The sequence below is a fragment of the Planococcus sp. 107-1 genome, assembly GCF_021513255.1.
Taxonomy (GTDB): Bacteria; Bacillota; Bacilli; order Bacillales_A; family Planococcaceae; genus Planococcus.
This window is the reverse complement of sequence record NZ_CP090977.1, coordinates 2,636,072-2,652,152: the sequence shown is the minus strand read 5'-3', so window position 1 is coordinate 2,652,152 and position 16,081 is coordinate 2,636,072. Positions and strand designations below refer to the sequence as shown.

Sequence of the window (16,081 nt, the reverse complement as noted above, 5' to 3'; positions counted from 1 at the left end):
GAGATAATGTCAAAATGAAGAAATCCATCTGTGTTGTCGGACTTGGCTATATCGGCTTGCCGACAGCCGTTATGTTTGCGAACCACGGACACAAAGTCCATGGCGTAGACGTCAATGAAAAAGCGGTAACAATGATTCAAAATAAAGAGCTTCATATAGAAGAAAACGGATTGCAGGAACGCCTTGATACGGCAATCGACGGAGGCATGCTGACCGCTTCGATGAAGCCGGTAGAAGCAGACGTCTTCATCATTGCCGTTCCGTCACCGATCAAAGCGGATAAAACGGCTGAACTCGAGTACGTTCGCAAAGCCACAGCTTCGGTTGTCCCTTTCTTGAAAAAAGGCGATTTGGTCATTTTGGAATCGACTGTGCCGCCAAGAACAGTTGAAGATGTCATGATGCCGGAACTTGTCCAATCCGGACTCGAAATCGGAACGGAACTTTTCGTTTCCCACTCGCCAGAACGCGTCATCCCAGGCCGTGTGTTCCAGGAACTTGTCACAAATGACCGCATTATCGGCGGCATCAACGAAGAATCAGCACGCCTGACTTCTGAATTGTATGCATCGTTTGTTGAAGGGACTATGCACGAAACAGATGCAACAACAGCGGAATTGGTTAAAGTAATGGAAAATACATACCGTGACGTCAACATCGCATTCGCCAACGAACTCGCTATGATCGCTCAAGGTATTAATGTCAATATTTGGGAAGCAATCAAGCTTGCCAACTACCACCCACGCGTGAACATCCATACGCCTGGACCTGGCGTCGGCGGACATTGCATCGCCGTTGATCCATGGTTCCTTGTGGAATTGGATCCGGAAAAATCGAAAATCATCCACTTGGCGCGCAAAACGAACGACGGCATGCCGTCTTACACAGCGCAGCTGACAGCGGATATCCTAAAAGCCAAAGGCATCAAAGATCCGAAAATCGCGGTTCTTGGCCTGGCATTCAAAGGCAATATCGACGACATGCGCGAAAGTCCGTCTGTTGAAGTCGTATCGCAATTCCGCGAACGCGGCATGAACCTGACTGCCCACGATCCGCATATCAAAGTCAACAACTTGCCGGAACAGACACAAAGCTTCGATGAAGCGATCCAAGACGCATCTGCGCTGGTCGTTTTGACGGATCACCAAGCGTTCCGAGACATCGATCCGACAACTTTGACAAATGTAGCGAATAAAATCATCATCGACACGAAAAACTGCATCAACCGTGAAAAATGGGAGAACGCAGGATTTGACGTCTATTTGCTAGGCGATTCGAAAAACTAAGAGGAGGAAACCGAATGAAGAAAGTCAGAAAAGCGATTATCCCCGCTGCAGGACTTGGTACGCGTTTCCTTCCTGCCACGAAAGCCATGCCAAAAGAGATGCTGCCGATCGTCGACAAACCGACGATCCAGTATATCGTAGAAGAAGCAATTGAATCCGGAATCGAAGACATTATCATCGTGACCGGAAAAGACAAGCGTGCCATCGAAGACCATTTCGATTCTGCACACTTGCTTGAAACGCGTCTAGCGGAATCGGAGAAATTCGAACTACTGAACGCAGTCCAGCTTTCCAGCAAAGTGGACATTCATTACATCCGCCAGAAATCACCGCTTGGCCTTGGCCACGCCGTATGGACGGCACGCAAATTCATCGGCGACGAACCGTTTGCGGTTCTTCTCGGCGATGACATCATCCAAGCGGAAACGCCAGGATTAAAGCAATTGATCACCCAGTTCGACGAACAGCAATCATCCGTCATCGGCATGATGGAAGTGCCGGAGAACGAAACTTACCGCTACGGCATCATCAACCCAGCCGAACAGATGGGCAAGCTTTACCGCGCGAAAGGTTTTGTTGAAAAACCGAGAGCCGGAACAGCTCCGTCAAATATGGCGATCATCGGACGCTACGTCTTCACGCCGGAAATCTTCAAGTACCTCGACCAGATGAAAGTCGGCGCAGGCGGAGAAATCCAATTGACCGACGCCATCGAACAGCTGAACACAATCCAAAATGTCTACGGCTACGCTTTCGAAGGCAAGCGCTACGACGTCGGAGAAAAACTCGGCTTTGTCGAAACCACCATCGAATTCGCCTTGCAGCGTCCAGACCTGCGCGAAGACTTGATCAAGTTCATGAAAACGAAGCTTGAGGGATTGTAATTAATAGAAGAGTCGTTTCTATAGCCGCTTCGCCGCTTAGGGCATGACTCCCGCAATAAGCCAAGAAAACCACTTGTCTTATTGCTTCGTCTAGCCCATAGGCGCGGCGGCGCTAAGTAAGTTATAAATCAAAAGAAATATTCATTTAGATATGGAGCAAAACAGCGCAGACGCCTGCGGGAATAGCGAGACAGCCGAGACCCCACAGGGAGCGATAGCGACCGAGGAGGATTGGCGCTCGCCCGCGGCAAGCAAGCTGTTTTGCGGAATATCTTTTATTACCTGCATAACGCACTCATAAAAAACATTCAACCACAGGAAGGGAAGGGACAATTTGAAGATTTTATTGGTATCGAATATGTATCCTTCTGAGGCATTTCCTAGCTATGGCGTTTTCGTCCAAAACACGGAAGCCATTTTGAAAGACGAGGGATTCAGCGTCGACAGAGCGGTGCTGACGAAAAAGACCGGCAAGGCTCAAAAAGCACTTGGCTATGCACAGCATTACGCGAACGTGATCCACAAAGGCGCGAGCGGCAAGTATGATGCGATTTATGTCCATTACGCTGCCCACAACGCATTGCCATTACTTGTTTTAAAGAAACTGAAGCCGTCAGTGCGCATTGTGACCAATGTCCACGGCAGTGACGTGGTACCGGAAGTGGCTTCGCAGGAGAAATTCCAGCCGAATGTCAAAAAGCTTCTCGGCCAGTCCACACTGATTATTACACCTTCCCATTACTACGAAAAACTCGTCAAAGAAAAATACCAAGTCCGCACCCCGATTCGGATTTTTCCTTCCGGCGGCGTGAACTCGGCTGTCTTCTACCCGAATAAAGAAAACAACGCTGAACTTATGGCGACTTATAAACTCGATCCGAATTTCCGCTATTTCGGCTATGTCGGCCGCATGGACGTCGGAAAAGGCTGGGACCATCTATTGAACGGGTTCGCCGCATTCCTGAACGAACATCCGGAAGAAAAAGCCAAGACCCGCTTGATCATGGTCGGCTCCGGCAAAGACGACGCCGCATTTTTCGAACTTCGCAAACGCCTTGGATTGGAAGAATCAGTAGTGCATTTCCCATTGATGAAGCATGCAGATCTTGCTGCGATTTACAATATCATCGATTTATTCATCTTCCCGACCACTCGGAAAGGGGAGAGTTTAGGGCTCGTCGGCCTGGAAGCGATGGCTTGCGGTACGCCGATTCTCGCCAGCCGCATCGGCGGAATACTCGATTACACGAAAGACAGCGAAAATGGATGGCTCTTTGAACCCGGCAATCCACAAGATTTGGCAAGGGGCTTAGCCGCCTATAACAAGCTTTCAAAGGAACAAAAACAACAAGTCGGCCAAGCCGCTTATCAAACAGCTCAACAGTATGAACAAAAAACGATTCAATCGAAACTTTCAGCGATTTTTCACGAGCTTCGGTTAAAAAAATGAAAGAGGATTCCCAACCATGAATTATAAAAAAATTCTTATGCTCCTAGTGGCGTTCATCGCCCTGCAGCCAGTCATTGATGTTCTGACGACCGCGTCCATCTTCATCGTGGACACCAGCATAACAGTGGGAGTACTTATCCGCGCCGCTTATATGGTCGCTTTGCTCCTTGTCCTTCTCTGGGCTTCAAAGAAAAGCAAGATCAGTCGGATCTTCACGATTTACTTGGTGGGATTAGCAGTATTGCTCGCAGCCAATGTCCTGGTCAACTTGCAAGTCAAAGATCCGTATTATTTATTCCAAGAACTTAAATTTTTCAATAAAGTAATTTATTTCCATATTGTGTTGCTTGGATTGATGATCGTCTACCGTGAGTTGAAAGACCGCGATTACGACATTTCCGGGAAAACGACGAAGTTTTTCTGGCTTTCCGGCATGATTATCGGCATCGTCTTCATCGTGGCGCAAATCACGGGGACAAGCCTTTCCAACTACTCGCATACAAAAGTCGGTTTCACAGGCTGGTTCTATGCGGGCAATGAAATCGGGGCCATCATGGCCATCGTATTGCCGATTATGGCGCTTTACGGGGCAGAGAAAACCGATTCCTGGAAAAAGCCATGGGCATGGATTCCGTTTGTGCTCTTATCCATCGGGATGCTGGCACTCGGCACGAAAGTCGGCTACGGCGGCATCATCATCGTTCTCTTATCCGTATTGATCGGCAGTTTGATCATGCTGTTCTTTATGAAGAAAAAGACGGCCAATGTAAAATCCAACCTATTGATTTCAGCAGTCTTGACAGTGATTTTAGTGGTTATTACACCGGCAACTCCTGTATATGAGAATATGTTTGCGCATCTTGGATCTTTTGGCATCAATTTCGGCGACGCTGTCGAACGTCCGGGAGAAGAAGCTCCTGTTGAAGGAGAACCTGGTTTCGAACCAGAAGAACCGGTAATTACAAATGACCAAGTCCAAAACTTGATCTTCAGTTCGCGTGAAAAGTATAAAGAAGTCATGAAAGACGATTTCTACAGTTCACCGATTTCGCAGCAACTGTTCGGTATGGGCTTTGCCGGAAACTACGAACCGCAGCTTCCGGGCAAGACACCGAAAATGATTGAGATGGACTTCCATGATTGGTTCTATTCGTTCGGCTTTATCGGATTCATTTACTTGATGGCGCCTTTTGTTTACTTCGCTGCAAGATACTTGATCCACTTTATCCGCAACATCAAAACGCATTTCACGTATTTCTACGTGCTTTACGGCGTCGGGTTCTTGCTTGGCATCGGTATTGCCTATACAGCAGGACACGTGCTGACCGCACCAGCCGTATCGATTTACCTGGCAGCAATCCTTGCGATGCTGGTTGTGAAAGAGAATTTAATTAAATCGAAGAGCTAATAAAAATCCGCATCAGAAATTCTGATGCGGATTTTTTTATTGAAAATTAGATGAAGCGCTTTAGGCGGACGCTTTCCGCGGGCACGGCTTCTGCCACTTCCCTCACTGCGTTCAGTCCAGTGGCTCCAGCTCGCGCTATTCCCGCTGGAATCGCCGCCTTCCGCTTTTTCATCTAAGGTTTGTCTAAATGCACTTGGAGAGAGGATTAAATTTGTTTTTTACAAGATGATATGGAGCAAAACAGCGCAGACGCCTGCGGGATAGCGAGACAGCCGAGACCCCGCAAGAGCGAAGCGATGAGGAGGCTCAGCGCTTCGCCCGCGGAAAGCGTCCGCCTGGAGCGATTTCTTCAGAGAAAACCAAAACGATGTTGTGAAATTCATGAATAATCTTAATATAAAAAAGAAGCTGGTGGAAAACCGTTATAAACGATCTTCCAACTCAGCTTCTTTTATTTTGTTTCTATTAACAAAGCTCACGAGCACATGGACCATGCCGCCGATTGCCAGGAAGAAATATGGCAGGAGCGGCTGATTGTAGCGTGGATAAGCCAAGTACAGGTTGTTCATCACGGTGAAGTACAGAATGAAGAGAATGATAAACAGCCATTCCTTCCAGATTCGCGCTTTCACAGCGAACATCAAGAGAAGGGAAGCGAGCCCCGTCCAGAACAAAACGAGATAAGCGGTACGCATCGTCTCTTTTTCAATGCTCAATACCTGGAGCCAATAGAAAGGATCTTCCCACTGGATTCGGAGCTTAGCCGTCGTATACGTTTCCCAGAACCAGTCGGAATTATGCTCACGCATCATTTCAATGCGTTCTTTCGCCACTTCCATCTGGTAGATATTCTGTTCGTAGCGGCTTGCTTCCGGATGTTCGTCGACAAGCTGCTGGACGACAACGTCAAAAGGCGGTCCGTATTTATAGCCGTTGCCTTGATAAGTGCCGAGCAAGGTCGGATTCCCTGCGCCGCCGGAAAGCGGGATAAACGCGTCATAGGCGATGTAATTGCGCGCCCACCACGGTCCCATCACAAGCAACAGTAAAACGGCGGCGATGCCGAACTGCTTCAATGCAATCTTGACGGGATATTTCTTCAACACTAAATACACAAGCAAGATGACCGGGAACAGCGCAATTGTCGGACGGAACATCAGCATGAACAAATACAAGCCGATAACCCAATAGAAATCTTTCATCGAATGCGTGTTAGCGAGCCGCAGCGAGAAATAGACGAAGAAGATAAACGCGGCTGTGACCGGCGACTCGGTGGCAATCAAATTATCTGTCACGACAATCGGTACATAAAGCGCGAGGATCAACGCAGCAATCGAACCGGCCAAGGGACTGAACAAGCGCTCCCCGATTTTGTAGATGCCGAAGATGCTAAGGCAGCCGATTAAGATCATAACTATTTTCGCTGCTGCAAGCCCGACAGTTCCTGTGCCGAAAAAGAAAAACACGCTGGCGACTAGGAATGGAAGACCGGGCATAATGTGCACAGTCGGCTCTGAGTGATCGACATAAACCAATTTGCCTTCTTCCAATAAAAACTTCGCGCTGTCAATATAAAAGTAATCGTCGCTGTTCAGTGATAAGTCAGGTCCGTAATAAATAAGAATCGCTAACCTGAGAATGAAACCGATAGCGAGGGGAATCCAAAGCCAGAGATTCAGTTTTGTAATCTTTGTAATCATAATATCCTCCTAAATGCATAGCACTTCCTATTATAAAGGAAAACGGGAGAGTTCTCAGCCATTTCATGAAGAAAAGGAAAATATCTCTAGTTTTTCACAACGCTTCTTTAGTCACAAATGGAAAAAAATAAGAAATCCTGAACTTACAACGAAACTAAACGTTTCGGACTAGGATATTTACTTGAAAACGAATAATAAATCAATATTTTATCGGAATGATAAATAATTTTCATAATAATCTGATGTGAGCCATCTGGCCCCTTACTCGTCAAACTGGCACAATAAATTATTAACAACAATTTATGAATGTAAATCCAGTTTTCATGTATAATTAAACATTAGTGAGAGCGGAGATTTTCCAGATTGATAGGTGAAAAACCCCTAAATCACACGAAAAGCTTCGAGATTCTGTATTTTTTGTAATACTATAGACTCTTTTTTACAATAAAGTGTAATTTTTAGGATACATTTTTAATTTATCAGTTGAAATCTTTAATATCTTTGTTAAACTAAGTTAGAGTTTAATTTTCTGATAATCTCTTGCTAACTGCCTACTTATTCGCAATACTAACTTTTAGACTTTAGTCATATTAATTTAGGATAAAGTGGCATTCAGGAGTTTTTATCAGTATAATTAAATTGGGTTAACCAATACTCATCATTTAACACATTAACACCTAAAACAGGGAGGAATTACACACATGGCTTACCAACCAAAGTCTTACAAAAAATTCGTTGCAACTGCAGCGACAGCTACATTAGTAGCAACAGCAGTAGTACCTGCAGCATTCGCTGACGAAGTAAAACCAGCAGCATTCACGGACGTTGCTCAACAATACGAAGCTGCAGTTAACTTTGTAGTAGAACAAAACATCGCTAAAGGTTTAAGCGAAACTCAATTCGGAGTTGGCGCACAAATCAAACGTGGTGATGCTGCGATCATGATCGCTAACGCTGCTAAAATTAACAACCCAGAAGCTCCAGCTTCAGGTTTCTCTGATGTACCAACTCGTGGTGTATTAGCTATCAACTCGTTGAAAGCTGCTGGCATCATTAACGGTAAATCTGCTACAAACTTTGGTTTTAACGATTCAATCACTCGCGGTGAAGCGGCAATCATGTTCGCTAACGCATTTGACTTGACTGGCGATATTACAAAAGTAAAATTCTCTGATGTAAGCAGCCGTTACCTTAATGCAGTTGCTGCTTTAGTAGAAGAAGGCGTAACTAACGGTATTTCTGCAACTCAATTCGGTACTTCTAACAACATCAAACGTGGTGACTTCGCTCGTTTCGTTTATGCTCTTGAAGAGTACATTGTTGATGAAGAAGTTGCTGCTGGAGTAACTGCTCTTAACGCTAAACAAATTGCTGTTTCTTTCTCAGCTGCAGTAAACCCTGAAACATTATTTGTTGATGGTAAAGAAGGTGCTTTCAAAGCTAACACTGTTGTAGTTAATTCATTAGATAACAAAGCAGCTGGTACTCTTACAGGTAAATTAAGCACTGATGGCAAAACATTGACTATCGAAACTCAAAATGGATTAAAAGGTCGTTATGATGTTAAAGTAGAAAACCTTGAAACAACTACTGATGAAGTTGTGAAAGATATTTTCGAAACCATCACTGTTAACGATACTATCGTTCCAGCAATTGCTTCAACTCAAACAGTAAATGCTAATCAAGTTAAAGTTACTTTCTCTGAACCGTTACAATCTTTAGGAAACGTAACATTCAAATTAGCAGACGGTACACCGGTAACTGATATTACTAACAACTTCAATGCAGTTACTAACAACAAAGAAGTTACATTCTCATTCGGACCATCTGTAAAAGCTGGTACTAGTGTAGTAGCTACGTTCGTTGGTACACAAGATTACGCTGGTAACCTTATTTCACCAAACCCATCAACTACTACTCTATTCAAAGGGAATGTAGATGGAGTTGAGCCAGTAGTTACTTCTGTAACTCCATTAAATGCTAGAGAATTTGAAGTTAATTTCTCTGAAGCTCTAATTGCTAATCCTTCAATCTCTTTAGTGGGCTATACAGGTACACTTAAAGTAACTAAAGATGAAAAAATTCCAACTAAATATTTAGTTGAAACATCTTCTCCAGTTAGTGGATTACAAACTGTACAAGTTTCAAACTACACTGACCTTTCAGGTGAAGCTGGCGAAGCATTCAGCCGAGTAATTAACTTTGTAGCAGATGTAACTGCGCCAAAATTACAGTCAAGCTCTGTAGTAACTGTAAATGGTATTGAGTACTTACAACTTACATTTGATGAAAGTGTTACTAAAAATGCTGCATTGAATAATCTTGATGTTACAGGAACTAAAGTTGTTGATTATGTAACAACTCCAGTATCTATCGAAAATATTCCAGCTACTGATTTAGTTCCAGTAACTGACAGCAAAACTTCTTTCCGCATTGCTTTGGCTGATCTATTAGACGGCACAGGAAATGACGTTGAAGGCGCTTCTTACAACTTAACTGTAACTGGTGAGAATGCTTCTTCTGTTGACGTTGGTTTAGTACAAGATATTAGCGGCAATGTTGGAGCAACTAATGTTACTGCTTCATTCAAACGTGTAGCTGATGGAACACCAGCATCTAACACTAAAGCGACTATCAACACTGCTGTTGGAGCAAATGGTATTGCTGTAGTAGATAACAACACATTGACTGTTGGCTTTAACCAACCTGTAGATGGAGTAACTGCGACAAATGTTGCTAACTACGTTATCGACGGAGCTGTAGTTGAAACTGCAATCCTTAACCCTGCTGCAACAGACGGAACACAAACAGTTACTTTGAAATTAGCTTCTAATTCAAATCTTTTCACTGGAGCTCGTAACGTAACTATCAGCAATGTAAAAGCGAAGAACGGTCTTGCTATGGACGTTTACCGCACTACAGAAACACTAAGTGAAAACGTTTCTCCAACAATTACAAGTGCTAGATTGACAACTCCAACTACTGCTGAAGTTACTTTCTCTGAAGCTGTAACTAACGGTACAGGAACTGACTTCCAGTTATTAGTAGGCGGGAAAGCAGTAACTAATACTGTAGCTACTTCAACACCAACTGCTGCAACTAACACACTAACAGTTACATTTGGTACTGCTGTAACTGCAGCTGATTTAGCTGCTGGTCTAAGCTTATCTGCTGTTAGCACTATTGATGTACAAGATGCAGCAACTAACAAAGTAAGTGCATCTTCAGTTGTTACTGTAACTCAGTAATGCAACTATTAAAAAACCTCTCAGGACTATCCTGAGAGGTTTTTTTTAATTAAAATAATAATTATGAGATACATAAAATTAAAAAATTAGTTATTCTAAAAAGTTCTATAAATGTTTTCTAGTATATATTTTATAGAAAGTAGTATCTAGTATAAAAATGATTATAGTCATAGTGATAAATACCTGATACAATCATCTTGCTAACAATTCCTGGATAATAAATTCCTGGCATTTTTGATTTTGTTGGCAAAATTACACAAAGAGAGAGGGGAAATCCTATGAAAAAACTTAGTTTTGCAGTTTTGTCTGTAATGATGGCACTTAGCTTTACGTTCAGTGCAGCACCAATGCCGGCAGGTGCTGCAGGGGCGAAAGTGAAGACGTATGCGAACTGCAAAGAGATTAACAAGGTCTATGCTGGCGGCATTGCCCGTTCTTCAAAAGCAAAGAACAAAGGCGGAAAGACGAAATATAAGCCGTTTGTTTCTCAAGCCTTATATGATGCTAATAGTAAGAGTGATCGCGACAAAGACAATATCGCTTGCGAACGATAAAATATGAATTAATATAAAAGCCTCTTAGCTTCTAAGCTGAGAGGCTTTTTCAAATTGTAAAAGATAGGAAAAAATACTAACAATAATTTACAAATATAACACAATTATTGGAAATATAATAAAAAATTTATAAAATGTATTGAAATTTATAATAATATTGCTAACATGAGAATATAGCACCAATTATATAAGTGTATTTATGACTTTGTAACCTTTAACTTGTAATTTTGTGGTTTAATTTGGTAAATGCATCTGTATGGGCGGCTGTTAAACGTTTAAAGAGAATATGGGGGAACCATCATAATGGCCTATTTATCAAATTCACACCGCAAATTTGCAGCTGCAGCAATTACGGCTTCACTAGTCGCAACAGCAGTCGTGCCTGCTTATGCAGCACCTTATTCAGATGTATCAAACCGCTACGATGAAGCAATCAACTATTTGACTGAAAACCAGATTGCTCAAGGAATTACTGCTACTAGTTTTGGGACCTCACAATCAATTAAGCGTGCAGATGTGGCAGTAATGGTCGCAAAAGCACTGAAGCTAGATGTAAATGCACCTGCTGATTCTGGATTTACAGATGTGCCGAAACGTGCAAAAAACTACGTGGATGCATTGAAAGCAGCTGGCATTGTTAATGGCAAAACTGCTACTACTTTTGCTTCAGATCAAGAAATTACGCGCGGCGAAGCGGCCATCATGCTGGCAAAAGCGTTTAACCTGAAGGGTGAAAAAACTAAAATGACTTTCACTGACGTATCTTCACGGTACGCAGACTCAGTTGCTGCGCTAGTAGCAACTGAAATCACTTCTGGAAAAACGAAAACTTCATTTGGCACTACTCAAGCCATCACACGCGGTGAATTTGCTATTTTCCTTCATAAACTATCGAAATTGGAAAATGCAGCACCGTCTTCTGCCATAGTGAAAAACGAACTGGAATTGCAAGCCGCTTTAAAAAATACAGACATCCAACATATTTTATTGGCAGAAAGTATCGTTTTATCTAAAGACCTTATCATTAAACGAAATGTAAAATTAGATTTAAATGGGCAGGTATTGACCGGAAATATAAGCTATGAAAATAATGCAAACTCGGATTTCTTTTTAACGTCGTCTATAAAAAGCGGCAAGTTAGCCGGGAATTTAACTGTCAACGTACCCAATGCTGATTTCACTGTCGGAGAAAACGTTGAAATTACTGGGCTAACCACGATTGTTAATGTCAAAGCAAGTACGTTTTACAACAGAGGAATCTTGCATTCAGTCGTAATTAGAGACATCGATGGCGCAAGTTTTGCTAATGTAGAAAATGGCATCGTATTAGACGAATTGGCGCTAGACACAACGGGGAAAGTGGCATTAATCGGTTCAATCAATTTGGTAACCGTAAATCAAGCTGCAAGAGTCAATGTCGGTGAACAATCTTCAGTGAAGAAAATGATCTTTAAAGCAAACGGGGCTACAATCGATAACTTTAAAGGGAAAATCGATATACTGGAAGCGCTTCAAGGCATTATCGTTAAAGATTCTTTTGGTAAGTTGGTAGAAATGAAGACTGAGAATCCAGGCAGTCCAGGCATCATTACGACAGCTTACGTGAAAAATCTCGAAGAGCTGGAAGCGGCATTAGCTGCAGAGCGAATCAAAACCATCAACTTAACTCAAAATATTGAGGGGTTAACCGAGCAGATTAAAATCAATCGTACAGTGAACCTGAATGGACGAGGGTTTAAGCTCCAGTTCACTGATCGTTTAAACACGGCACAAACCGGTGAAAGAAGCGGAATTGTCATTTTGGCAGATCAAGCGAAAGTCTTTGATTTAAATGTAAAAATGGCAGACGTTAACGGGTGGGAAGGAACTTATGCCCTTCAAGTTTATGGAGCGAAGGATGTGCTATTGCATAATTTTACAGGAACCGGCGCTGATGCAGCTTTGTTAGTCAACGGCTCAACTGTTGAATTGACAGGTACAACGACAGTAGAAGGAAATGAGTTCGGTGGGATTGAAGTATCGAAAGGGTCGGATGCAACACTCTTCAACTCAGAATTGAAAGTGTCCGGATCAATCATCAATACACAGGAAACTACTGGAACGCCAACGATTTGGGCAGTGGAAGGAAAAGGCAGTGTCAGCGGGAACGCGCCTGCCCATTCAAGTTCACTTATTAAGCCGGGGCAAGTCCAGTATTATGTAAGCAAAGCACCTGTCGATGCCTTCCATAAAAGCTTTATTGAGGCAGCAAGCCTTCCGTTTTATCAATTGGTCGATTTAGACTTGCCATTGGATAAACTGGAATCACCGATAAAAGAAGTCTTTAAAGGCTGGGAGACAGAACTGGAATTATTGGAAGAAGAAAAAGTGTCCGAATCTAATCAGATGTTGATCCAGGGAATAGAAAAGAATTCGGCAAGTTATATCAGTGACCGAATCATCCGGTTTACCCGTTTAATTGCAGCTGAAGATTATACCGTGAAAAGCTTTGAAAAGTTGACAGCAGCAAAAGAAATAGCCGTGCCAGCAACTTTTGGCGAGACAATTGAAAAAGCAGCGAAGGTCAATGAGGCAGTTACCCAACTGGTATTTGCAGCGCAGGCTGATTTGGATCTGGCTATGGCAAAAGCAGATGCGTTAACGGAAGCAGATTACACGGCAGTAAGCTATCAGCGCGTAAAAGAAGCAGCCGATTTGGCTCAGCCTGGCAGCAACCAAGAAGCGATAGCAAAACAAGAAGCGATTTCTTTAGCTCTCTCAGCGCTTGTGTTTGAAAGCCAGAAAACATTGGACGAAGCAATCAATTCTGCAACGGCATTAGCGAAAAAAGACTATACGTTAGCAAGTTTTGCTGAGGTCGAAGAAGCTCTCAACCTCCCGTTGCCGACAAGCAACCAATCAGCAAAGGCAAAAGCGGAAGCGATTCAAACAGCAGTCGCAGGGCTGGTTTTTAAGAATCAGCAGGATTTGGATGCAGCGTTAAGAAAGGCAGAAACTTATGTAGCGGTTGATTTCACGGCAGCCAGTTTTAATGAATTGGAACTGGCCATCGCTTTGAAAAAGCCGCAAAGCAATCAAGAAGTATTAAACAAAATAGCGGTGATTCACCAGGCTATTTCTGAACTGGTATTTGCAGATCAAGGCAAATTAAATGAAATTGCACTGGAAGCAGGGGCTTTGGTTGAAGCAGATTATACCGCTGACAGCTATGAAAAGGTAAGCGGTGCTTTGATGATTCCTGCTCCTACTAGCAATCAAGAAGTAAAAGCGAAAGCCGATCAAATTGCCAGCGCCATTTCAAAATTGGTATTTGCGGACCAGGATAAGTTAAACCAAATTGAATTAAAAGCAGCGTCATTGATTGCAGCAGACTATACAGTCGGAAGTTATGAAAAGGTAAGCGATGCTTTAGCAATCTCGAAGCCTTCCAGCAACGAAGAAGTAAAAGCAAAGGCTAACCAAATTGCCAGTGCGATTGCTCAATTAATATTTGCAGACCAGGACAAGTTAAACCAAATTGAATTAAAAGCAGCGTCGTTGACTGCAGCTGATTATACAAATGGAAGTTATAAAAAGGTAAGCGATGCTTTGGCGATCTCGAAGCCTTCTAGTAATGAAGAAGTCAAAGCGAAAGCCGATCAAATTGCCAGCGCCATTTCCCAATTGGTATTTGCGGACCAAGACAGTTTAGACGCTGCGATTGAAAGAGCCCAAACCTACAAGACAGGCGATTATACGTCAATGAGCTATGGAGAATTGACGGCCGCTTTGAATTTGCCTGTTCCGACGAGCAATGCGGCAGTAAAACAGCAAAAGAATGCCATCGATTCAGCCATTTCCCTATTAGTATTTGCAAGCCAAGCCGCATTGGATACAGCCTTAGCAACTGCATCTAACTACTTGGGCGCGGACTTTACGAGCTCTACTTTCAGTAATTTAGAGGAGGCATTGGAACTGCCGAAGCCGACTACAGAAGTCCAAACAAAAGCAAAGGCTGATGCGATCAACACAGCGATTTCCGGCCTTGTATTTGCTGGCCAAGCGGCTTTGGATGCAGCGATGCTGGATGCGAAACTGTATGTTGAAGCTGACTATACGGAAGAGAGCTATCAGCAGTTGACTTCGGCTTTAGCCATTCAGCCGCTCCAGAGCAACAATGAAGTAAAAGCGAAGACAGCGATGATTCAGCAAGCCATTAACCAACTCATTTTTGCGGATCAAGCAAAATTGGATATGGCCAAAAACAGAGCAGCTGATATCGAGGAAGCTCACTATTCTGCCAACAGCGTAAATGTGCTAAAAGCTGCACTTCGCCTTGCGGAAACGACCAACGCAGAAGTGAACAGTAAAGCAGAAGCTATTGCAAACGCACTGGATTCTCTTAAATACAGCATCACTGGTTTTACTGCCATTGACACAATCAAAGCAGGAAGCACGAATACGGCACCCGCTGCATATGAAAGCTTATTGCCGCAAAAAATACAAGTAGTGCTTGCGAGCGGCAAAACAAGAGAACTGACAGTAGCCGAATGGACAGATGTGGATGGCTATAATCATCAGGCAGCTGGGTCTTATACATTTGCAGCGAAATGGGACGATCAAACAGATATCGACTTTGCCGGCCAAGCGTTTTCAGTTGAAATAGCGGTTGAAGAATTGCCGTTATTCGTTAACAGCAAATCCATTTCGAACTTCGACTACTCAACGTCCCAAGCAACTAGTGCGTCGTTGAGCAGCAAGCCTGTCACTGTGGGTGACTTTACAGGGAATCCAAAGAGTTTTGTGATTGTGGCTGGAGAGCACCGAATACCTGTCAACATATATTGGAAGCTTTCAACGGACTTTACGCGAGGCCAGTCAATGGGCGGCGTAGTGGATAGCGCGATTCAAGATTATTTCTATGCGAAATTAGGCGTAAATGGGCTTATGAATCGTACAGTGAATTCTTACGGTTTTAATGACACATTTTCAATCAACTCATATTTGTCCGGCAGCGCGTCGACGATTCGATTGGAAGGGCCGGACTGGAATTATTTTTTTGAACAGAACTACAGTGCCGGAAAAGATTTGGATGCTTCCAAAAATCGTTCGTTTACCGTCAGTGTTGGCGAAAAAACAGCTACAATTAATTTGACCACAAAATTCGCTGCTATCTCTAATATGGTCACTACAATCAATAGTCAGCTTTCAAAAGCCAAGGTGCCAGCAACAGCGGTAGTTATTGATTCATCTCATTTCAAAATCGTTTCTTCTGTTCTCGGCCAAGAGGTCCTCATTGGCGGAACGCATAAAGGGGAGTTCTTTTTAGAAGAAATGGTCGATTAAATCCCTGTTCCTTGTACCCTAATTAGAATAAATAAAAGTTGGAAAAGCTCCATTGCCGAAAATTAGGCAGTGGAGCTTTTGTTTTTTACGAGAGTATTGGGGACAGAAAAAATGAAATAAATTTGTGCAGAGTAGAGCTGCCGTTTCTTATTATAGGCTTTTGCTTTTATTAAGTTCATGTAATAGTTTCTAAATAGCGTTGACGTAAGAATTGTAGTTAGTTAAA

At 43.1% G+C, this 16,081-nt stretch carries 8 protein-coding genes; 7 read left to right on the top strand and 1 reads right to left on the bottom strand.

Annotated elements, in window-relative coordinates; all coding sequences use genetic code 11:
* Window positions 1-14 precede the first annotated feature (14 nt).
* From L0M13_RS13725 to L0M13_RS13710, 4 genes are all read left to right on the top strand, one after another.
* The gene (locus L0M13_RS13725) at window positions 15-1,286 is read left to right on the top strand and encodes a nucleotide sugar dehydrogenase (protein WP_235197039.1); all 1,272 of its coding nucleotides are present in this window, start codon (window positions 15-17) and stop codon (window positions 1,284-1,286) included.
* Window positions 1,287-1,300: 14 nt separating this feature from the next.
* Window positions 1,301-2,170 (top strand): UTP--glucose-1-phosphate uridylyltransferase GalU, encoded by an 870-nt coding sequence (galU, locus tag L0M13_RS13720; protein ID WP_235197038.1) that lies wholly within the window; start codon window positions 1,301-1,303, stop codon window positions 2,168-2,170.
* 334 nt (window positions 2,171-2,504) lie between these two features.
* A complete protein-coding gene (locus L0M13_RS13715; RefSeq protein ID WP_235197037.1) occupies window positions 2,505-3,620 on the top strand; it encodes a glycosyltransferase family 4 protein in 1,116 nt (371 codons plus the stop codon).
* 16 nt (window positions 3,621-3,636) lie between these two features.
* Complete coding sequence (locus L0M13_RS13710; RefSeq protein WP_235197036.1) at window positions 3,637-5,028, top strand: O-antigen ligase family protein; 1,392 nt, start codon at window positions 3,637-3,639, stop codon at window positions 5,026-5,028.
* A 422-nt stretch (window positions 5,029-5,450) separates the two neighbouring features.
* Here L0M13_RS13710 and L0M13_RS13705 read toward each other — a convergent pair whose 3' ends face one another.
* Window positions 5,451-6,728 carry an ArnT family glycosyltransferase gene (locus L0M13_RS13705; protein ID WP_235197035.1) on the bottom strand — a complete coding sequence of 426 codons (1,278 nt, stop codon included), beginning with the start codon at window positions 6,726-6,728 and terminating at the stop codon, window positions 5,451-5,453.
* 701 nt (window positions 6,729-7,429) lie between these two features.
* Here L0M13_RS13705 and L0M13_RS13700 point away from each other — a divergent pair.
* The 3 genes from L0M13_RS13700 to L0M13_RS13690 all read left to right on the top strand — a co-directional run bounded on the left by L0M13_RS13700 (window position 7,430) and on the right by L0M13_RS13690 (window position 15,855).
* Window positions 7,430-9,976 carry an S-layer homology domain-containing protein gene (locus L0M13_RS13700; protein ID WP_235197034.1) on the top strand — a complete coding sequence of 849 codons (2,547 nt, stop codon included), beginning with the start codon at window positions 7,430-7,432 and terminating at the stop codon, window positions 9,974-9,976.
* Between the two features lie 311 nt (window positions 9,977-10,287).
* Window positions 10,288-10,530 (top strand): excalibur calcium-binding domain-containing protein, encoded by a 243-nt coding sequence (locus tag L0M13_RS13695; RefSeq protein WP_397443543.1) that lies wholly within the window; start codon window positions 10,288-10,290, stop codon window positions 10,528-10,530.
* Between the two features lie 303 nt (window positions 10,531-10,833).
* Complete coding sequence (locus tag L0M13_RS13690; protein ID WP_235197032.1) at window positions 10,834-15,855, top strand: S-layer homology domain-containing protein; 5,022 nt, start codon at window positions 10,834-10,836, stop codon at window positions 15,853-15,855.
* The last annotated feature ends 226 nt before the right edge of the window (window positions 15,856-16,081 follow it).

Coding starts and splice junctions, on each gene's coding strand:
- galU (WP_235197038.1), top strand. CDS start 1,301: ATGAAGAAAGTCAGAAAAGCGATTATCCCCGCTGCAGGACTTGGTACG.
- L0M13_RS13705 (WP_235197035.1), bottom strand. CDS start 6,728: ATGATTACAAAGATTACAAAACTGAATCTCTGGCTTTGGATTCCCCTC.
- L0M13_RS13690 (WP_235197032.1), top strand. CDS start 10,834: ATGGCCTATTTATCAAATTCACACCGCAAATTTGCAGCTGCAGCAATT.
- L0M13_RS13710 (WP_235197036.1), top strand. CDS start 3,637: ATGAATTATAAAAAAATTCTTATGCTCCTAGTGGCGTTCATCGCCCTG.
- L0M13_RS13700 (WP_235197034.1), top strand. CDS start 7,430: ATGGCTTACCAACCAAAGTCTTACAAAAAATTCGTTGCAACTGCAGCG.
- L0M13_RS13695 (WP_397443543.1), top strand. CDS start 10,288: ATGATGGCACTTAGCTTTACGTTCAGTGCAGCACCAATGCCGGCAGGT.
- L0M13_RS13725 (WP_235197039.1), top strand. CDS start 15: ATGAAGAAATCCATCTGTGTTGTCGGACTTGGCTATATCGGCTTGCCG.